Here is a 21,736-nt window from a genome sequence, read left to right as displayed (position 1 = left end):
ATTCGTTAACTTGATAGAATATTTATTGAAATATAATAATTATTCATTAAAAATTTAATTTATAACTATTATTAATCTTGCTTTTTGGAGAATAAAAAGCGTCATTAACTAAAAAAAGCAACAATTTATTAACAGTAGAATGGCTAATATTGGCATAGGCAATGCATTGTATTTTTTTTTATTTTTAACGATATAATTAGTAGAGAAGGAATGGAAAGTAACATTTTTTATGAAGGTCAGGTACTTTGGTCTCAAATAGACGCAAACGTTCATTTAAGACATTCGGCTTATGCAGATTTTTGCGCGCAGGCCCGCAGTAACATGTTAAATCAATTGGGTCTATCCTTAGAAGAGTTCAATAAGCGTAAAATTGGTCCAATATTATTTCGTGAAGAATTAAATTATTTGAGGGAAATTGGTTTAGACGAACGAATCAAGGTGAGTGTTGTGATTACTAAGTATAATGTTCAGAATTCAAGGTTTTCATTCCGTCATGAAATATACAAGGAAAATGGAATAAAGGCAGCCGTGGTGGTAGTAGATGGTGCCTGGATGAATATTATAGAGCGTAAATTGACGAAGATTCCGGATGAATGGCAGGACATTCTACGCAAAATCCCTAAGTCGGATGATTATACTGAAATAGATTCTTAGTTTATCCCTATCTTTGGCATATGTTATATATCGTTCCCACCCCCATCGGCAATTTGGAAGACATGACCTTTCGGGCAATCAATGTCCTCAAACAGGTTGATATCATTTTAGCCGAAGATACCAGGACAAGTGCTCCCTTATTGAAGCATTTCGGAATCGATAAGAAAGTATTTGCCCATCATCAGCATAATGAACATAAAGCAGTTCAGGAAATTATCAGGCTGATGAAGGAAGGGAATCAGATTGCCTTAATTTCAGATGCGGGCACACCGGCAATTTCAGATCCTGGATTTTTATTGGTTCGAGAGACCATTAAAGAGGGATTGGATGTACAATGTTTGCCAGGTGCGACTGCATTTGTTCCGGCCTTGGTCAATTCAGGTTTACCAAATGACCGGTTCTGTTTTGAAGGGTTTTTACCGGTTAAAAAAGGAAGGCAAACTCGACTTAAATCATTGGCAGAAGAGAAACGCACCATGATTTTTTACGAATCTCCGCACCGAATTTTGAAGACAATTGATGAATTTATTCTCACATTTGGCGAAGAACGACAAGCTTCAATTTCAAGGGAGATCAGTAAATTGTATGAAGAAACAGTAAGAGGCACCTTATCAGAAATTAAAGCTCATTTTGAAGCAAATCCTATTAAAGGTGAATTTGTATGCTGCGTTGCAGGACATGAGTAAATAAATAATATTGAAGAAGTAAATACCCAGATCAATGGAAAATTATCAAATCGACAAATATGTTCAGGATGGACAGGACACTAAAGTAGTGGAAAAAATCCATGGGAAGATTTTAGATATGTTGACTCCTGGAGAATCCATAAACTATATCGCCTTACAGAAAAAACCTGCTGTTAACCTTTTACCGGACAGCATTACGGTAAGTAATAAAAGAATTTTCCTTTGTGAGTTCACAAAATTAGGATTGGCCACTAATTTTGAAATTTTCCCTTGGAAGGATATAAAAGATATTGCCTTTAAAGAAGAGATTTTTGGCTCCAAAGTTACCGTCATTCCTTTTACTGGGGAAAATTTAACGATAGATTATATTCCAAAAACACAGGCAAGAAAACTGTATCAATTGATAAAAGATGCTTTATCAAACTTACAGAATCAAAAAACAGAAGCTAAGGAGAATAAGGTTGTCATCGAAAACAAGCCTGTATTTAATGCTCCTGCGGCTAAGGAAATTGAGAAAGAGGTTCCTCCTATTATTGAGGAGAAGCCAAAATTTGAAGAAAGGCCTAGATTTGAGGAGAGACCGAGTTTGAACTCAACATTTGCTCAGCAAAATCAACAGCCACAAAATCCGAAACCAGAGTTTCAAGGATTTGATACTCCACGTCCAACAACACCTACAACTCCGCCGACAACAAGTTTGCCAGAGGTAAGTAAAACGGAAGAGGACGATGAAATTACATTAAAGCTTAAAAAACTTAAAAATTTATACGACAAGCAGCTAATTACTCAATCGGAGTATGAAACAAAGAAGGCCGAAATATTGAGCCAATTGTAAAAATGATGAAGAATAATTATTTATTAGCTGCCTTAAGTGCAATTATACTTTGGTTGGCATGGCCGCCAATTCCTTATACGAGCCTCCTTTTATTTATTGGATTCGTTCCCTTGTTGATAGCTATTGAAAATGTAATCCGAGGTAACTATAAAAATAAGGGGCGCAAAATTTTCGGCTTAGGATTTATCACCGGCGTAATTTGGAACACAGCTTCCATTTATTGGGTATATAACGCTATGCATGCTTATCTGGATGCCTTCACGTCCTTTATGATTGCTTTAATTCCATTTACATTGGCACCTTTGTTAATGGGCTTGGTATTCCGTCTCTACTATCAAATGAGGAAACGGAATAGCATTCTATTAAGCTTTATGGGCTTAATATCCTTTTGGATTGCCTATGAATACCTACATCAGTCCTGGGAGCTTTCTTTCCCTTGGATGACATTAGGAAATGGATTTGCAAATTTTCACCAATTGATACAATGGTATAACGTTACAGGGGTATATGGTGGGACATTATGGATTTGGATTGCGAATATCCTGGCATTTCTGTGGTATTGGCAAAGGAAGGAGAAAGTTGAAGTATATAGTCAAAAAATATTGCTAGGTTCCTTTGCTGGTTGGATCCTTATACCGGCCATTGGGTCCGTCCTGGTATATTCAAGCTACGAAGAACATGTCAATCCTTCGGAGGTCGTAACGGTTCAACCAAATATTGATCCATTCGCTAAATGGGGAAGCATTACTCCCGATGAGCAGCTTAATATTTTGACCGACTTATCTCAAAAGGTAGCAAAACTAAATACAGAATTTTTCATCTGGCCAGAAACGGCAATTTCAGGAGACAACGGAATAAATGAAGAAGAGTTCAGGGAATACGATCAGTATAAAAAGGTTATCAATTTCTTAGAACCCTACCATAATGGAAATGTTCTGTCAGGAATAGAGAGCTACGTGATCTATTCAGATCAAAAGACTTCAACGGCAAGACCAATTGGAAATGTTTTTTATGATAGTTTTAATGCAGGAGTATTAATAGACGGCAGCAGTAAACTTCAATTTTATCACAAATCGAAATTGGTTCCGGGAGCTGAAAAAATGCCATTTGGAAAAGCATTAGCATTACTTACTCCATTATTTAAACATTTTGGAGGCACTACGGGAGGCTATGGTAGTCAGGCGGAACCCTCTGTTTTTTATTCGGCAAGCGGTATCGGCGTAGCTCCTGTTATTTGTTACGAATCGATTTGGGGAAACTATGTTGCTGACTATATTAAAAAAGGCGCACAATTTATTGCGGTGATCACCAACGATGGCTGGTGGGGTAATACATCAGGTAAGGATCAACATCTAGAATATGCCAAACTACGTGCAATCGAGAATAGAAGATGGGTTGTGCGATCGGCAAATACAGGAATTTCAGCATTCATCAATCAACGCGGAGATATAGTTCAGCGGAGTTCATGGTGGGTTCCAACGGCGCTGTCACAAGAAATCAATCTAAATGAAGAGTTGACTTTCTATACAAAATACAGTGATTTAATAGTCTATTTATCTTTCGTAACAAGCTTACTTTCAATAGGCTTGATGATCGTTAGAAAAAAATAATTTTAGCAATATTTTCCTCTTGAATATTTATATTTGCCGCCATGCAAGTTTATTTTGATAATGCCGCTACCACAGCACTTGATAAGGAAGTTATCGATGTGATGGTACAAATGTTGAACGAGAATTTTGGTAATCCATCCTCTATCCATGCCCATGGACGTGAGATGAAGACCATCGTAGAGAAAGCAAGAAGAACTGTAGCAAAATTATTAAATGCTTCACCATCGGAGATATTCTTTACTTCAGGTGGTACAGAAGCAGATAATATGGCAATTGTTCGTGCCATTGAGGCTTATAATATCAGCCATGCAATCAGTTCACCTATTGAGCATCATGCCGTTTTACATACTCTTGAAGAGATGGAAAAAGCAGGGAAAGTTCATTTGGATTTGCTTCGCGTAGATGAAAAAGGCAATGTTGATTTGACTCAATTAGAGGAATTATTGTCGAAGAATCCTAAGACATTTGTTTCATTGATGCATGCAAATAATGAGATTGGTAACCTAACGGATTTAAAAAAGGTCAGTGCTCTTTGTGAACAATTTGGAGCTGTTTTTCATTCAGATACAGTTCAAACAATGGGACATTATGCACATGATTTAGCGGACTTGAAGATTGATTTTATTACAGGAGCAGCCCATAAGTTCCATGGACCTAAAGGAGTTGGTTTCTTATACATCAATGGTCGCAATAAGATAAAACCATTAATCTATGGTGGTGCTCAGGAGCGAAATATGCGTGGTGGAACTGAAAATGTATATGGGATTGTGGGATTAGCAAAAGCGTTGGAAATTGCCTATGCAGAAATGGAGGAGCACCAAAACTACATTCAATCCTTGAAAGATTATATGAAGGAACAATTGCAAGCAGCAATTCCTGATGTAAGATATAATGGTGAGGTGGATGCAGACAAATCGTTATATACGGTATTAAATGTTTCATTGCCATGCAGCAATATGGGTGATATGCTATTGTTCAATTTGGATATCAAAGGAGTATCCGCATCAGGCGGAAGCGCATGTAGTTCTGGTTCTGAAATAGGTTCTCATGTATTAAGTGGAATCTGTGCGGATGCAAGCAGACCTTCAGTTCGTTTTTCCTTCAGTAAATACAATACAAAAGAAGAAATTGATTTTGTTGTTGCAACCTTGAAAGAGATCTGCAATCATAAATAATAGAAAATTATAATCAGAAAGGGGTATCTAAAATAAAGATGCCCCATTTTATTTTCTGGGCAATTAAAATCTTGATTTAACAAAAACTGGAGCACATAAATGCTCCAGTTAGCGATTAATCTTTATGCAATTTCACAAAAATGTAATCATTGTTTTCCTTAAAAGATAGATGTAATTCACCATTGACAAAATGCGCTATTTTAAATTGGGTTGGACTCCCCTTTTTTGAATCATTGAAGATCAAGAGTGAATCTTCAGGATCAAGTTTCCAAGTTGCTTTAATGGCCTCCTTAGAACTCTCGTCATATACGGTGTTTATGCATTTCGAATCGTAAGAGTTTAATTTTTTATACTGTTTTTCAGATATTTCAGCTTTACCATCTTCCATAAAGTTAATTTTAAAATACTCCATACGCTGTTCAATTTTGCTGATTTCAGTTGGACAGGGGAGTTCTTGAGAAGAATAGTTAATTAATTTATCGATTTGATTGATTTGAGAGTAATCAACATCGGTATTTTGTCCAAGAGGATTTATATTATTGTCATAGTATTCATAAGCTGACCATTTTCCCAATAACTTATAATCCTTGACTGAATTTTCGTCTCCTACAATCAATTTCTTAAAGAGACCACCTGAACTTCCGACCAGCATTAGAAGAACTGGCAGAATCATAAATGATAGTTTGGTTTTCATTTGTTAATAATTAGTGGTACTCAAAGATAATCAACGGATTATCCTCAAAAAATACCCAATGTTAGGTATTCTTTTTTTCCATAAATCTTAACTTAAAGAATAGGTGCATAAAAAAACCTGCAGATTAGCAGGTTTTATTTAATTTTTAGAAGTACATATTTTTCGGCGAGATCACCTTTAATCTCCTTGCCGGAAAGATCAAGCTGATTGAGTTGATCTTTAGAAATCTTAAAGCTATAATCGATATTCTCTAAACTTAAAATATCTTTATCTACTTTCCATTTACCCGTATTTTCGAATACTTCAGCACTTTTTCCTACATATTCGTAGCGCATAGAATAATTTTTATTGTTATCTAAGCTAAGCACTGTTGCAATTGTAGTACAGTCGGCACAGGGAAGCTTTCCTTCATAGGTACCCACAATGGCTGTCCCTCTCACTGCATTATCCTCGGTACCAACAAGCTGATTGACATTAGATTTGTTATTAATACAACTAAATCCAAATGCCAGCACGATGAATCCGATTATAAATAGTGTTAAGGCGCGCATACTTTTAATGATATGCTATTCAAAAAACAAAAAAGATACCACAATTTGGATTTTATGAAATTTTAACACTAATCATCTTCATCAAGTAAACCATTCGCCATCAACAACGCATTTTTAAGTTCACCTAAGGCATGGAAATTTCTCTTTTGCTGAGCTATTTGAATTCCTTGTTCATAAATTACGATAGCTTGCTCCTTTTGCCCTTCAGATTCTAAGAATTTACCAAAATGATAGTATGTTCCGATATAATCGGGATCATTTTGGATCAAATCATCAAAACCTTTCTTTGCTTCTACTGTTTGACCAAGCTTTAAATATTCCATTGTTAAGGCATATTTTAAGAATGGATCTTTGGGGCTATCCTTTAAGAAATTTAATAATTGTTCTAATCGAGTTTCCATAAACAAAAGTAATGATTTAGCGGCATTCATCTTTAACCACATTTGAACATTAAAATACTATGCTAGCATAGAAAATGACAAATCCATGACTTTTTGAAAAAACGATATTTTTTTGACATTTTAAAAATAATAAAGGTTTTTGAGTACCAGTAATTTAATATTATTTAGAAACAACGTGATATTTTTAAATTTTTAATAATTTTAAAATATTCTTGAGAGGCCCAATAAGCAGCGTTTTAGACTTTGAAATGCTCCTTAATTAATGTAGGTTTGTGTAAAACGTTAGAATTATGAGAATATTAGTATGTATAAGTAATGTCCCAGACACCACTTCGAAAATAACATTCAGCAACGATAATACAGTTTTTAATAGTAATGGTATTCAATATATCATTAATCCTTATGATGAGATTGCATTATCCAAAGCGGTTGAACTATCAGAGGGAGGCAAAGGTACCGTAACGGTAATTAATGTAGGTGACTCAAGCACCGAACCAACGATCCGTAAGGCATTGGCAATCGGCGCAGATGATGCTGTGCGAGTAAATGCACAACCTAGGGATGCATGGTTTGTTGCAAACCAAATTGCGAACTATGCTAAAGGTGAAAATTTTGATTTGATTTTAACAGGGCGTGAATCTATAGATTATAACGGTGCACAAGTAGCAGCCTTATTAGGTGAGTTATTGAGTTTACCTTCGGTTTCTATAGCGAAGAAACTAGATATCCAAGGAACGGAAGCAACGATAGACCGGGAAATTGAAGGCGGGAAAGAAGTATTAACAGTTTCCTTGCCAGTTGTCGTAGGAACTGCTGAAGGGGTAGCAGAGCCTAAAATTCCAAATATGCGTGGAATTATGGGCGCAAGGACAAAGCCATTGCAGGTCATTGAGCCTATTGAAGTGAAGGAGTTATCAAGTATTTCACGATACGAATCACCGGCTCCTCGCAGTGCTGTGAAATTAGTAGATGATGTTGACCAATTGGTACAACTATTACACAGCGAAGCAAAAGTTATTTAATTCATTATCCTTAAGAAATTATCATGGCTATTTTAGTTTATATAGAAAACACAGACGGATCATTAAAGAAGTCGGCATTTGAGGCAGCATCTTATGCGAAAGCAATTGCAGACCAATTAGGTGATACGGTTACTGCATTATCCATTGGAAACGTGGATAAATCAGAATTGGAAAAATTGGGCAAATATGGCGTTTCCAAAGTATTGGATGCCAATCAAGATAAGTTAAAAAGTTTTGTCAACAAGGCATATGCATCAATTATAGCGGCAGCAGCTAAGCAAGAGGATGCTAAAGTTGTTGTTTTGTCAAATTCGTTCAGTGGAAAAGGATTAGGTCCACGGGTTGCGGCGAAATTAGATGCAGGATTTGCCGATGGCGCGATCAATCTTCCAACGTTCAATGGTGAAAGTATGGAAGTAAAGAAGACTGCATTCTCCAACAAGGCATTTGCTACGGAGGTTATCAATTCATCGGTAAAGGTTATTGCGGTGAATCCGAATGCATTTGAGGTTAAGGAAGTTGGCGGTACTGCTGAAATTGTTGATTTCACGCCTGCAATTCAAGACCAGGATTTCAATGTGATGGTTAAGGAAATCGTACGTGCTACGGATAAGGTTTCCCTTCCGGAGGCAGAAATTGTTGTTTCGGCAGGACGCGGTCTAAAAGGACCTGAGAACTGGGGAATGATTGAAGAATTGGCAGAAGTTTTAGGAGCAGCGACAGCATGTTCAAAACCAGTTTCAGACGCAGGATGGAGACCCCATTCAGAACACGTGGGTCAAACCGGTATTGTTGTGAGTCCGAATTTATATATCGCAATTGGTATTTCGGGAGCAATTCAGCATTTAGCTGGGGTAAGTTCATCAAAAACAATTGTTGTTATCAACAAGGATCCTGAAGCACCATTCTTTAAGGTTGCGGACTATGGAATTGTTGGAGATGCCTTTGAAATCGTCCCTAAGTTGACACAAGCGATCAAAAACATAAAAAACAACTAGGAATAACTAAACAATGAACGAGTGGCCTTGCCTAAAAAAACGCAAGGTCACTTTTTTTTTGCTGCGAATATTCCCATCTTTGTATTCACGTTAACGCGTTATCAATGAAGAAAATCAAGTTAGATATAGTAGGCCTATCATATAGCCAGACCCAGTCGGGTGCATATGCATTAGTTCTAGGAGAGGTTGGCGGCAACCGCAGATTGCCCGTAATCATTGGTGGTTTCGAAGCACAATCCATTGCTGTAGAAATTGAAAAAATGACTCCTAGTAGGCCACTAACGCATGATTTATTCAAAACCTTTGCAGAAACATTCAAAATTAAACTGGAAGAAGTACTGATCTATAATTTGGTAGATGGGATCTTCTTTGCGAAGTTAATCTGCACGGATGGTGAACAAACTTCAGAAATAGATGCCCGTACTTCAGATGCTGTGGCCTTAGCTGTGCGATTTGAATGCCCAATCTATACCTATGACTTCATTATGAATACAGCAGGTATCGTTATTGAAGGCAATGATTTTGCATTTTTAGAAAACATTGAGAACGTGGGCAATTATAAGCAGACAGAATCTTCAGTGGAAGATAAAGAACAACAGGAGCCCTTAGAAAAAGAACCTGTGAAAAACAAACCATCACCTTATGCTTCGTTAACGCTAGAACAGCTTGAAAACACCCTTGAAAAGGCTATTGAGAATGAACAATACGAGACAGCCGCCAAAATCAGGGATGAAATAGAAAAACGAAAATCATAATTTCTACCCACTACAACATAATAGCAAAATTATCATGTCTATTAAACTGAGGTTAACGATCATGAACTTCCTCCAATTTTTCGTTTGGGGAGCATGGTTGATTACAATTGCAAACTATTGGTTTGGGACTAAGAATTGGGGCGGCACCGAATTTGGGGCCATATTCTCAACCATGGGCATTGCATCACTATTTATGCCCACCCTTATGGGTATTTTAGCTGACCGCTGGGTCAATGCAGAAAAACTATATGCAACCTTACACTTACTTTATGCTGGCTTTTTAATCTATCTGGCTCAAGTTCAAGATCCAGGTTCATTCTTTACGGTTATGCTATTAAGCATGTGCTGCTACATGCCGACCTTGGCCTTATCCAATTCGATAGCTTATACGGCACTGAATCAAGGGAATTATGATCTGATCAAATCCTTTCCTCCTATTCGGGTTTGGGGTACTGTAGGTTTTATTGCGGCGATGTGGATGACCAATCTAAGCGGGAACAAAGCAACCGAAGGACAATTTTATATTGCTGCCGGAGGTTCAATTCTTCTGGGATTGTATTCCATGATTTATTTGCCCAAATGCCCTCCACAAAGGCATATAAAAGAAAATTCAAGTTTAGCTCAGCTTTTAGGATTGGAAGCTTTCAAACTGTTCGGAAACTTTAAAATGGCAATGTTTTTTGTGTTCTCCATGTTTTTGGGTGCTGCACTACAATTAACAAATGCCTATGGAGATGTATTTTTGGATGAATTTAAATTCTTTCCAAAATATGTAGACTCCTTCGTGGTAAAATATTCTACGATCATCATGTCGATCTCGCAGATTTCGGAAACGTTATTTATTCTAGCAATACCTTTCTTTTTAAAACGATTCGGAATTAAACAGGTGATGTTAATCGCTATGGTAGCTTGGGTATTGCGATTCGGGTTATTTGCGTATGGGAACCCATCTTCGGGCTTATGGATGATTATCCTATCCTGTATCGTATATGGTATGGCCTTTGATTTTTTCAATATCTCAGGTTCCTTGTTTGTTGAATCCAACACGAATAATAAGATAAGGTCATCCGCGCAAGGTCTCTTTATGATGATGACCAATGGTTTTGGGGCGGTCTTTGGTTCCTGGGTTTCAGGATGGATTATTGATAGGTTTTATACCTTATCCTTTAGTGACAGTAATACATTAGCTCAATTTTTGGATTCAACACCTGATAATGCAAGCCTACAGGCATTCATTGCTGGCAGAGGAGTAACGGTCAACAATGGCATCTTTGACCAGGCCATCCAATTAAAGGATTGGCATCAGATCTGGATTGCATTTGCACTATATACCTTGGTTATTGCAATTTTATTTGCCATTTTATTTAGACATAAGCATGAGGTTGCCTCTCATACCGAAATAAAACATTAATGGTCGGACCAAAGTTATAAGATCAACTATAGCTCTTGGTCAGACCTTCTTTCCAATTTTTCCCTTTAATTGTTAAAAGATGTTAATATGAATAGTCCGATATACAATCGGCATATACTTTGCGTTATTATAATACAAACAGAGTAAAATTAAAAAGAGTAAAAATTTCATAATTTAGGTTAATAATTGGTTAGTTAGAAAATCCTGAGGCTCCCCGCCTCAGGATTTTTTCATTTAGAATGAAGTTACAAGCTCAGGAATAAATATTATTACCTAGTTAATTGAAGGATCTGAATTATTTGTGGACATGAAAAAAGGACCGCCAGAGTTGGCAGTCCTTGATATTTGATAAACTATTTAATACTATTCTTAGAATTTGTAACCAGTCCAAGTAAATGCAGATACATCCGCACCTTTGTTTCCAGCTTCAGCCTTTAAGGTTGCACCAACTTTGTTTTTGTTTGCAATTTTATCTAAGCCGTTTGCAGGATCAACTGTATAGGTAATAGAAGATGAAGCATCACCAGCATCATCCATATCAATAAATGCAGTAGGTACAGCGGCACCACCGAACTTAATGTATGCGTTGGTAATAGTTGCTTTCGCTTTTCTTCTGATTTTCATTACCTCTGTCATCATTTGTGTTACTTTCGAACCATTGATGTCTGCAGCATTATTAATGATGGTAATTCCATTGATTGTAAAGTTAGATTGGTTTACATAGTTTTCGTTTTTACCATCTAAGTTACCATCAGCTTCGATACCACGAGGATCAGAAGTTACCGTTTGATAATTTGCTTCTCTGATTCCATAAACATTGGTTAAAGTTCCATTGTAACCTTGAGTAAAATCAAACATATCGTCATCAGCATTCACAACCAAGATATTAGAAGCATTTACAGAACCTCCGAAGAATTCGATAGCATCATCAGCACCATGGTTCAAATAAATATTGCTAATTTTTGTTCCATTACCCACCCCGTTCAAAGTAAGACCATTATGTTCTTTAGCACCGTCGATACGAGCACCTGTATATTCGATTTTCACGTAGTTTAGGACACCTGAGTTATCGTTTGCAGTTTCACCACCATATCTGATGTTTGAGCTGATTTCAGTACCCCAATCGCTAGTTTTACCTGCCTCATGAGAAAGAGGAGCACTACCATTGATTAAAACACCGCCCCAGTCACCTGATTTAGGAGTAGCAGAAGCCGAAGTGAATACAATTGGTTTTGCTGCTGTACCGTCAGCCATAATTTTACCACCTTTTTCTACCAATAAGAAAATGGAAGTACCGCTATCAGCTGCTTTAATTACAGTTCCAGCAGGAATAGTTAATGTAGCACCGCTCTTTACAAAAACTGCTTTAGACATAGTGTATGTTACGTTAGCATCTAAAGTCATGTCTTTTGTAATATCTCCAGATAATTCAGCATCCTTAGGAGGTGTTGGAGCTGGAGTGTCATTGTCTGTACATGATGCGAATGCTAGTGCACTTGCTGCTAAAATTGAAAATAATTTTGTCTTCATAATCTTTTAATTTCTACACAAAGAAACCGTTACCAATTAACCTTTATGTTAGTTATTTATTAATTTATTGTTAAAACTTATAAGATACACCTAAACTTAAATCAACTCCACGTTTAAATTGTTCCATAATGACTTTAGGAGCTCCATTATCAAAATTCATGAACAATTCTCTCGATGGGTTTAAGATATTCTCTGCTTTTAAATTCACTCCCCACTTCTTATTGATGTTTGCTTGCGTAACAAAATCTAAGCGTGGAATACCTTTTTCAATAATATTATTGTAACCGGCTGTTCCCAATGAGTAAATTCTATCAGAGAAGTAATTGAATATTACTGTTGGCATTAAATCGAAGTTATTGAATGCTAATTTGTAGGTCAGATCTGCATTTACTAACAATGGTGAAGCACCTTCCATTTTGTCATTAGTATTCTTGAATTGAGCAATCTGTGATTGTAATTTTTGATCCGAAAACAGGTAGGATACATTCAATCCAGCAGATAAAACATTTTCACCATATGCCGATGCAGAACGTAATAAATCTTTCTTAACTTCTACCTCAGCACCGAATACAGTTGCTTCAGAACCTACATTGACATAGGTAAGTGTATTACCTGCAGAGTTCGAATTAACACGGGCAATTGGATTATCGATTAGCTTATAGAATAAACCAACAGAGAATAATTCACTTTGGGTTGGATATAATTCCCACTTAACATCTGCATTAATTGATTTTGCAGGTATTAGGAATGGATTCCCTTCGATATAGGCATTGACATCCGCATAGCGCATTGGGGCGATTTCAATAAATTGAGGCAAGGTATAGGTTTGACTTCCGGACGCTCTTAATAACATTTTTTCGTTCAAAGCGTACTTTAAGTTCAAGCTAGGTAAGAAATAGTTTTTCTTGATCTCTGCATAGTTTTTACCCGTAGGATCAGGAAGGTTTCCATCATATGCAATGGATTGAAGGACATTATCTACTCTTAAACCTAACACTGCTGTAAAAGCATCATTAAATTGGTAAGTACCGTTTGCAATTGCACTATGAATTCTTTTCTTCCCAACATAATAATTAGGCAAGAAAGGATTAGAACCACCTCTTAATGTTTCTAAACGAAAATCTTGTCCTAATGTATTGTTATTAAAGATTTCATCAACATTATCCTTGGTAACTGTAGAATTAATATTTAGAATCCTGTGATTGAAGAAATAGGCATTAAAGTCTCTTTGCAAGATATTTCCATTATATCCAAAATCAATTCTACGATCTAGATTATTTTCATTTTGGAATTTATAAGTCAAAATTGCTTTGGCAACTAATCCTTTTTCAGTAATATCTGAATAGTATCTTTGATTTTCATTTGGACTATTCATTGGGTATTGAAGAACATTATTTCTGATTAAGAAGCTGTTTGTTCTGCGATCTGGCTCATTACCGATTACATAGTTAAATCCAACTCCTAAATCCGCAGTCCAATTATCATTCAAGGTTAATTTTGACAACAATTGATTCACAAAAATATGGTTGTCATTTACCTGCTGTCTTCTAGAAAACTCAAGATCTCCTGTTTGTTCAGGGAAATTCATACCTTCCAATTCAGTCAAACGTTGAACTTGATCTTGGATATAAAGTGAGTTAAAGCTTACATTGCTATTTGCCCATCCATATCTTAGATTCAACATTGCAGTTTTGGAGACGTGATATTCATTTTCTACGAAATCACGGTCAGATAGCATAGTTCCTGCATCTGATGTTGATCTAACCTTACCATCAGCATAACGGTATTTGCTATCCATTGATGCAACAAAGAATACACTCAGAGGGTTGTTGGAAACCATAAATCGGCGATTTCCTAAGACTCTGAAGCTAGAATTGAATAGATTTTTTTGATTGTTAGGGTTCCAGTTATTTTTAAAATCATAACTGTTTAAATCCGAGATCCCTGCTTTAGAACCAGCAGGTAAAGTTCCGAACCAATTTGTTCCATCGATTCTTTTAAAATTATCCTTTCCTACTGTCTGTGTGTTGACACCACCTGAAACGGCAACTTCTAAACTATTTGCTGTTGCTTCTTTTGTGAAGATATCAACATTTGCACCAGCAACGTCACCTGAGATAAATGGGTTGAACGTTTTGTTGACATTGATACTCTGAATGATATCAGAACCGAAGAAATCTAAAGAGATATTTTTATAGAGAGGATCTTCCGAAGGTAATGGCAATCCATTTAGAGATGTTGAATTGTAACGGTCGCCCAAACCGCGTACAAGAATATTCTTCACCCCATCTTGCTTTGCTACGCCAGCCATTTTAGTTAAAGCTGCCTGTGCATCACTGACACCTTTTCTTGAAAGTTCCTGAGCACCAATGGATTCCACCATCAAGTTAGATTTCTTTCTTTCTTCCAATAATGCTAGTTCTCCGAATTTTTCGCGACGTCTTGTAACTACAACTTCTTCGATCACTGCATCAGCATTTTTTAAGGCGAAGGAAACAAATTCCGTATCGTTCGTTTGTAAAGTGAAGTTTAATTCTTGTGCATCGTACCCCATTAAAGCGGCACGGATAAGATATTCTGAAGATTTATCGCTTGGCAAAGGAATGTAGAATTCTCCCTTATCATTTGTTGTTGTACCCAACTGAGAGTTTGCAATTGTTACTGTAACACCTGCCAAAGGTTGGTAAGATTCTACATCAACTACCGTTCCTTTTACTCCAAATGGTGCCTGTTGAGCATATGTCATTAGGATGCCGAAACATAGAACCACGATTGAAAATACTTTCTTAATACAATTCATACAATGTTAATATTATGTTGCAAAAGTATAATCGGATTGTTACGTGAATATTAACACTTCATTATGTTAATATGACTCTCTAGTTAATTAATTGTTAAGACATCTATTAGTCAAATTGTTACCCTTGGGATTGGCTAAAGCCAACAAATAATGTTAATTTGCAGCAAAGAAATATTATGAGCGATTTTGTATTAAAGACCTCCACTCTATCCTATCAATATCCAAAAGGTCCAAAACTTTCCTTTCAAGATTTATTGCTACGCAAACAGCAGCACACTTTGGTGCTAGGAGATTCTGGATCTGGAAAATCAACTTTATTAAATTTAATTGCTGGATTTTCAGCTCCAACCACTGGAGAGGTCATTATTAATGAACAGGATCTCTATAAATTATCGGGAAGTGAACTTGATAAATTCAGGGCTCAGAATTTAGGTTTTATTTTTCAAGAAGCACACTTGCTAAAGAATTTAAGCGTTGCTGAAAACATCAAACTTGCACAGAGCCTAGCAGGATTTCCAGTGGATGAAAGCGCGATTAAGACTTTGTTAGAAAAACTTCAATTGGGCGGCTATGAAAACAGGAGACCAAATGAATTGAGTCGCGGACAAGTTCAACGGGTTGCTATTGCGAGGGCATTGATCAATAAGCCAGCATTATTAATTGCTGATGAACCGACTGCTGCATTGGATGATAAAAATACTTTCCTCGTCATCGAGTTAATCAAGGAATTGGCAAATGAGCAAGGCAGCACATTATTGATCTCTACGCATGATAAAAGATTAAAGGATGAATTTACGAACAATTATATTTTAGCGGCTCTTTAAGATGAATATACTACAATTAGTTTGGAAAAATATTACGCAACAATGGGGCTCTACCCTATTGAGCATTATTTTGACCGCATTTGGAGTTGCTATCTTAGTGAGTATCTATATTACGAGTGACACTTTCGAAAAACAACTAGATAGCAACAGCAAGCAAGTCGATTTGGTGGTTGGAGCAAAAGGGAGTCCACTGCAATTAATTCTAAGTTCACTATACCATGTTGACAACCCAACGGGTAATATAAAATTAGCTGAAGCAGAGAAATTGATGCAAAACCCTTTTATAGAGAAGGCAGTTCCAATTTCATTGGGTGACAATTTCAAAGGGCATCGGATTGTCGGGACAGATACCAGCTTTATTGGACTCTATGATCTACACTTAGATGAGGGTAAACTGTGGGATAAGAGTTATGAAGTTGTTCTTGGAAGTGAAACTGCAAGGAAAAATAAACTGAAAATTGGGGATAAAGTGCATGGAGCGCATGGTTTAGCAGAAAATGCCCATGTCCATGAAGACCATCCATTCACGGTGGTAGGTATTTTAAAGCCATCAGGATCAATTGTTGACAATCTATTGCTTTCGAATCTGGAAAGTGTTTGGGATATCCACGGAATCGGACATGAGGACCATGATCACGAACATGAAGGAGAAGGTCATGATGAGCATGCTGATCATGATCATGCAGATCATAATCATGACCACGATACTTCAGCTACTGAAGCTCATCAGCATGATGAACATGACCACGAACATACTCATGCTGAAGAACATTCCCATTCTGAAGGTACAGTTTCAGCGGACTCCTTGGTTACAGAAAGACCTCGCAATGATGTCTTTGTGAAGAGTATAGCTGATGATATCGTTCAAGATAAAGGTCTAGAGATTACTGCCTTATTGGTGAAATTTAGTTCACCGGCAGCAATTGGAGTTGTTCCAAAATTGGTCAACCAATCAACGAGTATGCAAGCAGCTTCACCTGCATTGGAAACAGCTAGATTATTTTCATTGATGGGGGTTGGAATAGACTACTTAGAAATATTGGCCTATGTTATTATGATCATCGCAGGTTTAAGTGTTTTTATCAGCTTATATAATGCATTAAAAGATAGGAAGTATGACCTTGCAATTATGCGGACATTGGGTGCAAGTAAGATTAAACTATTCACTTTGCTGATTGTCGAAGGATTGGTAATCACTTTTATTGGTGGAATATTGGGGTTATTGATTGGACATCTGGGCTTATACTTTATCAGTACCCAGACCAGTCAAAGTGCAGACTTTATACATGCATTTCAATTATATAGTAAAGAATGGTTAATTTTGCTTACTGCTAGTTTAATTGGAGTCATAGCATCCATTATCCCAGCAATAAAGGCATATAATACAACAATATCTACCATTTTAGGTAACAAATAAAGATGAAGAAGATTTTATTTACAGTATTTATTTTAATGATGACAGTGGGCTACTCAAAAGCCCAGATTGGAAACTATAATGAAGCTCAAGTACCGGATCATACACCCATGATGAACAGTACATGGGAAGCAATTGATAAGATGATGTATAAGGTTTCTACTGTTGGAAACAAGAAGGTCTATACACCGACTTATCCTCCAGCATTAAAAAAATTAGAGAATACCGTTGTTGATTTACCGGGCTACATGGTTCCATTGGTGAGTGGTAGAAACCATAGTACATATATGCTTTCGGTTTTGCCAATTACACAATGTCAATTCTGTGGTACCAATGGAATTCCTCCGATGGTGGAGATCTTTATGAAAAAAGGTACTGTAAAATTTACAGATGAGCCAATTAAAATAAAAGGTAAGATGAAATTCAACCCAGAGCCGTTAAAAGGAAATGCGGAGATTCAGATCGTGGATGCCGAATTGGTTAATTAACGATTTAAAAGGGCAATTTCAGTACAAGCATACAGAGCGGCCGTTTCTGTGCGGAGTCTAGCTTCCCCAAGGGAAACTGGAATAAACCCTGCAGAAATGGCTTTTTCTATTTCTGATGGAGAGAAATCACCTTCAGGACCAATCAATATGAGATATTTTTGGTTAGGTTGAAATTCTTGATTTAAATATTTCTTTCCCTGATCTTCTTCGCAGTGGGCAATCGCTTTTTGATAAGAAGTATCTTCTTCTATACTTTTCAGGAAGGAATCAAAAGACACAGCTTCATTTAGAAGGGGTAAATAAGCCTTTAGAGACTGTTTCATCGCCGAGACGATCACTTTATTCAGACGTTCTGTTTTTACGTCCTTACGCTCGGAATGTTCGCTGATTATTGGAGTGATTTCCTGAATACCAATTTCGGTCGCTTTTTCTAAAAACCATTCTAGACGATCTATATTTTTAGTCGGTCCAACTGCAATGTGCAAATAGGAATTTGGCTTTTGAAATTCAGGAATGTAGGTTAGAATTTTTAATATCGTTCTTTTAGGATGAGGATCAGCAATTTCAGCTTCATAAAAACCGCCAACTCCATCAATCAACTGTACCTTTTCCCCTTGGTTCAGACGTAATACACGAATGGCGTGCTTACTTTCTTCCTCCGAAAGTTGAAAGTGAGCATGTTCGGGTCTTAAATCTGCTGTATAGAATAAATGCACCTTGCTATCAATTATTCATCGTCCTCATCGTTTGGAGTTTCGATCAGGTCTAATTTTACAAACTCGATATTCTGTTGTGTCTTTTTGATGATGGTAAATCGGTAACCCAATTCTTCTGTACTATCACCCACATCAGGTATTTTTTCAAATAAATGAGAAACCAGTCCGGCAATCGTATCATAATCAGAACTCTCAGGAAGTTCCAAAGGTAGATAACCATTCGCATCGTGCACACTAGCACCTGCATCGACCATAAACTCAGATTCTGAGATCTGTTCTACAACCGGAGTTTCCTCATCGTATTCATCCTGGATTTCTCCTACAAGTTCTTCAACAATATCTTCCAATGTAACCATACCTGCAGTTCCACCAAATTCATCGAGTACAAATGCAATCTGAATTCTCTTTAATTGAAATTCAGTCATTAAATCATTGATTTTTTTGGTTTCAGGAATGAAGTAAGGTTTGCGCATGATGTTTTTCAACACCACATCTTTACCCTTTACAATTAGAGGCAAAATATCTTTCGTATGGACAACACCGATAATTTGGTCAATATTGTCATCATAGATCGGAATACGGGAGTAACCTTCTTCTGTCACCGTATTGATAAACTCTTCTGCAGTATCGTCTTTGTCTACGGCCACAATTTTGGTTCTGGGAACCATAATATTCTTTACGATTCTTTCATTGAAATCGAAGACATTTTTAATTAATTCGTGTTCTGCATTATTTAAGGCGCCACTTTCCTTTCCTTTTTCCAATAAATACTGTAGTTCTTCTGAGGAATGGCTGGCTTCATGTGCGCTGACTTGGACACCTATTAATCTTAAAAGGAAGTTAGCGAAACCATTCAATAACCAAATGATCGGTCTAAAGATGTAATAGAAAAATTGGAGCGGCAGAGCCACACGCATAGTTGTAGCGACCGGTTTTTGGATAGCAATAGATTTTGGTGCTAATTCACCAAACACGATATGTAAAAAGGTAATGATACTAAATGCTAGGACGTGTCCTAGATTGGTAGCCAGTTTACCGGTAAGTTCAATATTGAAAAACCCGAAGATTTGATGTACGATTTGGGTCATTACAGCTTCACCGACCCAACCTAGGGCTAGGGATGCCAACGTAATACCCAATTGTGTTGCAGCGAGGTAGCCATCTAGATGGTCTGTTATGCTTTTCGCAATTTTAGCGACTTTGCTACCTGACTTTGCTTGTAATTCTATTTGAGACGCTCGAACTTTTACAATAGCGAATTCAGCTGCAACGAAAAAACCATTTGCAAGCACTAAAAAGATAGTCCAAAAAATATCAATTGCCATGATTTAGGTTTTTATTAGCGAATTCTTTCTTGTACATTTCTAAACTCTCTAATATAACATTTTGAGCAATAGCTCTTCCACTAAATTTATTAATAATAACTTTTTTGCCTTCAAGGTTTTTATATTCTTGAAAAAATTGTACGATTTCTTTCATGGTATGTGGAGGGAGTTCTGAAATATCGTTGATATAATTGACTGCCATATCATTTTTTGCTACAGCAATAATTTTATCATCTTGATCTCCAGAATCGGTCATACTCATTACACCTATGACTTTGGCATCCACTAGGGATGCAGGAACAAGATCCACTGAACATAGCACAAGTATGTCCAGTGGATCTCTGTCGCCACAATAACTCTGTGGTATAAAACCATAGTTAGCAGGATACACCATTGAAGAATGTAATACCCTATCCAACTTAATCATTCCTGATACCTTATCGATTTCATATTTTCCTCGACTTCCTTTTGGGATTTCAATTACGGCAGTTACCGTATTTGGGACATCCTGACCAGGAGAAATTTGATGCCAAGGATGCTGTTCTTGTCCTAACCCAATTAGGCCAGTTAACATTAAAAACAGCGTCAACAAAATCTTGGGGTCCATGGAATGGTTACTTGTTTCTAATTTCTGTATTGTAAAGTTCAACACTTTCCATGATGATGTTTTGCGCGTAAGCACGACCATAAAGATTTTCTATGGTTACATTCTTACCTTCAAGGGCTTTATAATCTTGGAAGAATCGAACAATTTCCTTCATTGTGTGTGGAGGAAGTTCAGATAGGTCATTGATGTAGTTTACTGACATATCGTTCTTAGCAACGGCAATGATTTTGTCGTCTTGTTCACCATTGTCAATCATATGCATAACACCGACCACTTTCGCTTCGATCATACACATAGGGTAAACATCAACTGAGCATAAAACTAAAATATCCAATGGATCTTTATCGTCACAATATGTCTGAGGGATGAATCCGTAGTTTGCTGGATACATCACTGAAGAGAACAAAACGCGATCTAATTTAATTAAACCACTGTCTTTGTCGATTTCATATTTCGCTTTAGAACCTTTAGGAATTTCGATAATGGCATTTACGGAGTTAGGCAAGTCCTCACCAGGAGACACTTGATGCCAAGGATGTTGTGTACTCATTAAATAATTACTGTTTGTTTATTTCGTTTTTCGTTTTTCTATTTTTCAACCACTTCTTAAGTAGAGCAATTGCTATAGGTAGGAATGCTATGACGATTAATGCAACGATGATATATTCAACGTAATCAATAATCCAAGGGAATTTAACGCCCAAATAGTACCCAGTTAATGTCAATAAAGACACCCACAATATTGCTCCTAGAATGTTGTAAAGCACGAACTTCCTGAAGTTCAGCTGTACTACACCAGCGAAGATGGGAGCAAATGTACGAATTATGGGTACAAATCGACCAATTATTAATGCAGTTCCGCCATATTTTTGGAAAAACTCTTCAGCCATGATGACATATTTCCGTTTAAAAAGGAAGGAATCCTTCCGCTTAAACAGCATTGGACCCGTTCGATGACCGAACCAATAGCCGGCGAAATTACCGAGTATTCCGGCGAATAATATTCCGAAATACAATGTAACAATATCCACATCAATTTTATGCAGGGCACAGAAAAGGCCTGCTAAGAACAACAAATAGTCACCAGGTAAAAAGAAACCAAAGAATAGTCCGGTTTCTGCAAAAACAATAAGACAAACGATGTAGAATCCACCGTGGCTTAAAAGATATTCAGCATCTAGCAATTGTTGAAAAGACAACAAGTATTCTTGCATAGTAATTTATATTTCCCTCTTAATAG

Annotated in this window: 22 protein-coding genes; 12 read left to right on the top strand and 10 right to left on the bottom strand. The window is 36.9% G+C overall.

The window, feature by feature from the left end; translation table 11 throughout:
- The first annotated feature begins 210 nt into the window (after window positions 1-210).
- Genes E0Y80_RS16515 through E0Y80_RS16495 form a run of 5 tightly spaced genes read left to right on the top strand, consistent with a single transcriptional unit; the run spans window position 211 to window position 4,960 of the window.
- Window positions 211-654 carry an acyl-CoA thioesterase gene (locus E0Y80_RS16515; protein WP_156308785.1) on the top strand — a complete coding sequence of 148 codons (444 nt, stop codon included), beginning with the start codon at window positions 211-213 and terminating at the stop codon, window positions 652-654.
- Window positions 655-674: 20 nt separating this feature from the next.
- Entirely contained in the window at window positions 675-1,340 is a 666-nt protein-coding gene (rsmI, locus tag E0Y80_RS16510; RefSeq protein WP_156308784.1) for a 16S rRNA (cytidine(1402)-2'-O)-methyltransferase, read from the top strand.
- A gap of 34 nt (window positions 1,341-1,374) precedes the next feature.
- A complete protein-coding gene (locus E0Y80_RS16505; protein ID WP_156308783.1) occupies window positions 1,375-2,175 on the top strand; it encodes a PH domain-containing protein in 801 nt (266 codons plus the stop codon).
- 2 nt (window positions 2,176-2,177) lie between these two features.
- Window positions 2,178-3,785, top strand: coding sequence for an apolipoprotein N-acyltransferase (gene lnt / locus E0Y80_RS16500; protein WP_317163561.1), 1,608 nt, complete (start codon window positions 2,178-2,180; stop codon window positions 3,783-3,785).
- Window positions 3,786-3,826: 41 nt separating this feature from the next.
- Window positions 3,827-4,960, top strand: a complete 1,134-nt coding sequence (locus E0Y80_RS16495; RefSeq protein ID WP_156308782.1) for a cysteine desulfurase family protein — start codon at window positions 3,827-3,829, stop codon at window positions 4,958-4,960.
- Between the two features lie 115 nt (window positions 4,961-5,075).
- Here the strand turns inward: E0Y80_RS16495 and E0Y80_RS16490 are convergent, their stop codons facing one another.
- The 3 genes from E0Y80_RS16490 to E0Y80_RS16480 all read right to left on the bottom strand — a co-directional run bounded on the left by E0Y80_RS16490 (window position 5,076) and on the right by E0Y80_RS16480 (window position 6,606).
- The gene (locus tag E0Y80_RS16490) at window positions 5,076-5,654 is read right to left on the bottom strand and encodes a hypothetical protein (RefSeq protein ID WP_156308781.1); all 579 of its coding nucleotides are present in this window, start codon (window positions 5,652-5,654) and stop codon (window positions 5,076-5,078) included.
- Between the two features lie 134 nt (window positions 5,655-5,788).
- Complete coding sequence (locus E0Y80_RS16485; RefSeq protein WP_156308780.1) at window positions 5,789-6,205, bottom strand: copper resistance protein NlpE; 417 nt, start codon at window positions 6,203-6,205, stop codon at window positions 5,789-5,791.
- A gap of 68 nt (window positions 6,206-6,273) precedes the next feature.
- The gene (locus E0Y80_RS16480; RefSeq protein WP_156308779.1) at window positions 6,274-6,606 is read right to left on the bottom strand and encodes a tetratricopeptide repeat protein; all 333 of its coding nucleotides are present in this window, start codon (window positions 6,604-6,606) and stop codon (window positions 6,274-6,276) included.
- Between the two features lie 290 nt (window positions 6,607-6,896).
- On the opposite strand from E0Y80_RS16480, the gene E0Y80_RS16475 reads away from it, so the two are divergent.
- The 4 genes from E0Y80_RS16475 to E0Y80_RS16460 all read left to right on the top strand — a co-directional run bounded on the left by E0Y80_RS16475 (window position 6,897) and on the right by E0Y80_RS16460 (window position 10,792).
- The gene (locus tag E0Y80_RS16475; RefSeq protein ID WP_156308778.1) at window positions 6,897-7,628 is read left to right on the top strand and encodes an electron transfer flavoprotein subunit beta/FixA family protein; all 732 of its coding nucleotides are present in this window, start codon (window positions 6,897-6,899) and stop codon (window positions 7,626-7,628) included.
- Between the two features lie 23 nt (window positions 7,629-7,651).
- Entirely contained in the window at window positions 7,652-8,626 is a 975-nt protein-coding gene (locus E0Y80_RS16470) for an electron transfer flavoprotein subunit alpha/FixB family protein (protein ID WP_156308777.1), read from the top strand.
- A 104-nt stretch (window positions 8,627-8,730) separates the two neighbouring features.
- Window positions 8,731-9,381, top strand: coding sequence for a bifunctional nuclease family protein (locus E0Y80_RS16465; RefSeq protein ID WP_156308776.1), 651 nt, complete (start codon window positions 8,731-8,733; stop codon window positions 9,379-9,381).
- A gap of 34 nt (window positions 9,382-9,415) precedes the next feature.
- The gene (locus E0Y80_RS16460; RefSeq protein ID WP_156308775.1) at window positions 9,416-10,792 is read left to right on the top strand and encodes a nucleoside permease; all 1,377 of its coding nucleotides are present in this window, start codon (window positions 9,416-9,418) and stop codon (window positions 10,790-10,792) included.
- Window positions 10,793-11,161: 369 nt separating this feature from the next.
- Here the strand turns inward: E0Y80_RS16460 and E0Y80_RS16455 are convergent, their stop codons facing one another.
- Both E0Y80_RS16455 and E0Y80_RS16450 read right to left on the bottom strand, forming a co-directional pair.
- Entirely contained in the window at window positions 11,162-12,322 is a 1,161-nt protein-coding gene (locus tag E0Y80_RS16455; protein ID WP_156308774.1) for a hypothetical protein, read from the bottom strand.
- A gap of 70 nt (window positions 12,323-12,392) precedes the next feature.
- Window positions 12,393-15,122 carry a TonB-dependent receptor gene (locus E0Y80_RS16450; RefSeq protein WP_156308773.1) on the bottom strand — a complete coding sequence of 910 codons (2,730 nt, stop codon included), beginning with the start codon at window positions 15,120-15,122 and terminating at the stop codon, window positions 12,393-12,395.
- Between the two features lie 176 nt (window positions 15,123-15,298).
- On the opposite strand from E0Y80_RS16450, the gene E0Y80_RS16445 reads away from it, so the two are divergent.
- The 3 genes from E0Y80_RS16445 to E0Y80_RS16435 are packed head-to-tail and all read left to right on the top strand — an operon-like array spanning window position 15,299 to window position 17,848.
- Window positions 15,299-15,946 carry an ABC transporter ATP-binding protein gene (locus E0Y80_RS16445; RefSeq protein WP_156308772.1) on the top strand — a complete coding sequence of 216 codons (648 nt, stop codon included), beginning with the start codon at window positions 15,299-15,301 and terminating at the stop codon, window positions 15,944-15,946.
- Between the two features lies 1 nt (window position 15,947).
- Entirely contained in the window at window positions 15,948-17,363 is a 1,416-nt protein-coding gene (locus E0Y80_RS16440; protein ID WP_156308771.1) for an ABC transporter permease, read from the top strand.
- Between the two features lie 2 nt (window positions 17,364-17,365).
- Window positions 17,366-17,848, top strand: coding sequence for a hypothetical protein (locus E0Y80_RS16435; RefSeq protein WP_156308770.1), 483 nt, complete (start codon window positions 17,366-17,368; stop codon window positions 17,846-17,848).
- Here E0Y80_RS16435 and E0Y80_RS16430 read toward each other — a convergent pair.
- From E0Y80_RS16430 to E0Y80_RS16410, 5 genes are read right to left on the bottom strand one after another with little or no spacing between them, the layout of a single operon-like run.
- Window positions 17,845-18,564 carry a 16S rRNA (uracil(1498)-N(3))-methyltransferase gene (locus E0Y80_RS16430; RefSeq protein ID WP_156308769.1) on the bottom strand — a complete coding sequence of 240 codons (720 nt, stop codon included), beginning with the start codon at window positions 18,562-18,564 and terminating at the stop codon, window positions 17,845-17,847. The two genes, E0Y80_RS16435 and E0Y80_RS16430, sit on opposite strands and share 4 nt — an antisense overlap.
- Window positions 18,565-18,575: 11 nt before the next feature.
- Entirely contained in the window at window positions 18,576-19,889 is a 1,314-nt protein-coding gene (locus tag E0Y80_RS16425) for a hemolysin family protein (RefSeq protein ID WP_156308768.1), read from the bottom strand.
- Window positions 19,879-20,463: an inorganic diphosphatase gene (locus E0Y80_RS16420; RefSeq protein ID WP_156308790.1), complete on the bottom strand. Its 585-nt coding sequence runs from the start codon at window positions 20,461-20,463 to the stop codon at window positions 19,879-19,881. Before E0Y80_RS16420 ends, E0Y80_RS16425 begins: the two co-directional genes overlap by 11 nt.
- A 40-nt stretch (window positions 20,464-20,503) precedes the next feature.
- Window positions 20,504-21,046, bottom strand: coding sequence for an inorganic diphosphatase (locus E0Y80_RS16415; protein WP_156308767.1), 543 nt, complete (start codon window positions 21,044-21,046; stop codon window positions 20,504-20,506).
- A 7-nt stretch (window positions 21,047-21,053) separates the two neighbouring features.
- A complete protein-coding gene (locus tag E0Y80_RS16410; protein WP_156308766.1) occupies window positions 21,054-21,710 on the bottom strand; it encodes a DedA family protein in 657 nt (218 codons plus the stop codon).
- Window positions 21,711-21,736: the final 26 nt, after the last annotated feature.

Source organism: Sphingobacterium endophyticum, from assembly GCF_009733535.1.
Lineage (GTDB): Bacteria > Bacteroidota > Bacteroidia > Sphingobacteriales > Sphingobacteriaceae > Sphingobacterium > Sphingobacterium endophyticum.
Note: the sequence above shows the minus strand (reverse complement) of the source record. Positions and strands in the feature narration are given on the sequence as shown.

Coding starts and splice junctions, on each gene's coding strand:
- rsmI (WP_156308784.1), top strand. CDS start 675: ATGTTATATATCGTTCCCACCCCCATCGGCAATTTGGAAGACATGACC.
- E0Y80_RS16465 (WP_156308776.1), top strand. CDS start 8,731: ATGAAGAAAATCAAGTTAGATATAGTAGGCCTATCATATAGCCAGACC.
- E0Y80_RS16445 (WP_156308772.1), top strand. CDS start 15,299: ATGAGCGATTTTGTATTAAAGACCTCCACTCTATCCTATCAATATCCA.
- E0Y80_RS16495 (WP_156308782.1), top strand. CDS start 3,827: ATGCAAGTTTATTTTGATAATGCCGCTACCACAGCACTTGATAAGGAA.
- E0Y80_RS16455 (WP_156308774.1), bottom strand. CDS start 12,322: ATGAAGACAAAATTATTTTCAATTTTAGCAGCAAGTGCACTAGCATTC.
- E0Y80_RS16505 (WP_156308783.1), top strand. CDS start 1,375: ATGGAAAATTATCAAATCGACAAATATGTTCAGGATGGACAGGACACT.
- E0Y80_RS16515 (WP_156308785.1), top strand. CDS start 211: ATGGAAAGTAACATTTTTTATGAAGGTCAGGTACTTTGGTCTCAAATA.
- E0Y80_RS16450 (WP_156308773.1), bottom strand. CDS start 15,122: ATGAATTGTATTAAGAAAGTATTTTCAATCGTGGTTCTATGTTTCGGC.
- E0Y80_RS16415 (WP_156308767.1), bottom strand. CDS start 21,046: ATGAGTACACAACATCCTTGGCATCAAGTGTCTCCTGGTGAGGACTTG.
- E0Y80_RS16475 (WP_156308778.1), top strand. CDS start 6,897: ATGAGAATATTAGTATGTATAAGTAATGTCCCAGACACCACTTCGAAA.
- E0Y80_RS16440 (WP_156308771.1), top strand. CDS start 15,948: ATGAATATACTACAATTAGTTTGGAAAAATATTACGCAACAATGGGGC.
- lnt (WP_317163561.1), top strand. CDS start 2,178: ATGATGAAGAATAATTATTTATTAGCTGCCTTAAGTGCAATTATACTT.
- E0Y80_RS16410 (WP_156308766.1), bottom strand. CDS start 21,710: ATGCAAGAATACTTGTTGTCTTTTCAACAATTGCTAGATGCTGAATAT.
- E0Y80_RS16470 (WP_156308777.1), top strand. CDS start 7,652: ATGGCTATTTTAGTTTATATAGAAAACACAGACGGATCATTAAAGAAG.
- E0Y80_RS16420 (WP_156308790.1), bottom strand. CDS start 20,463: ATGTTAACTGGCCTAATTGGGTTAGGACAAGAACAGCATCCTTGGCAT.
- E0Y80_RS16425 (WP_156308768.1), bottom strand. CDS start 19,889: ATGGCAATTGATATTTTTTGGACTATCTTTTTAGTGCTTGCAAATGGT.
- E0Y80_RS16435 (WP_156308770.1), top strand. CDS start 17,366: ATGAAGAAGATTTTATTTACAGTATTTATTTTAATGATGACAGTGGGC.
- E0Y80_RS16480 (WP_156308779.1), bottom strand. CDS start 6,606: ATGGAAACTCGATTAGAACAATTATTAAATTTCTTAAAGGATAGCCCC.
- E0Y80_RS16460 (WP_156308775.1), top strand. CDS start 9,416: ATGTCTATTAAACTGAGGTTAACGATCATGAACTTCCTCCAATTTTTC.
- E0Y80_RS16485 (WP_156308780.1), bottom strand. CDS start 6,205: ATGCGCGCCTTAACACTATTTATAATCGGATTCATCGTGCTGGCATTT.
- E0Y80_RS16490 (WP_156308781.1), bottom strand. CDS start 5,654: ATGAAAACCAAACTATCATTTATGATTCTGCCAGTTCTTCTAATGCTG.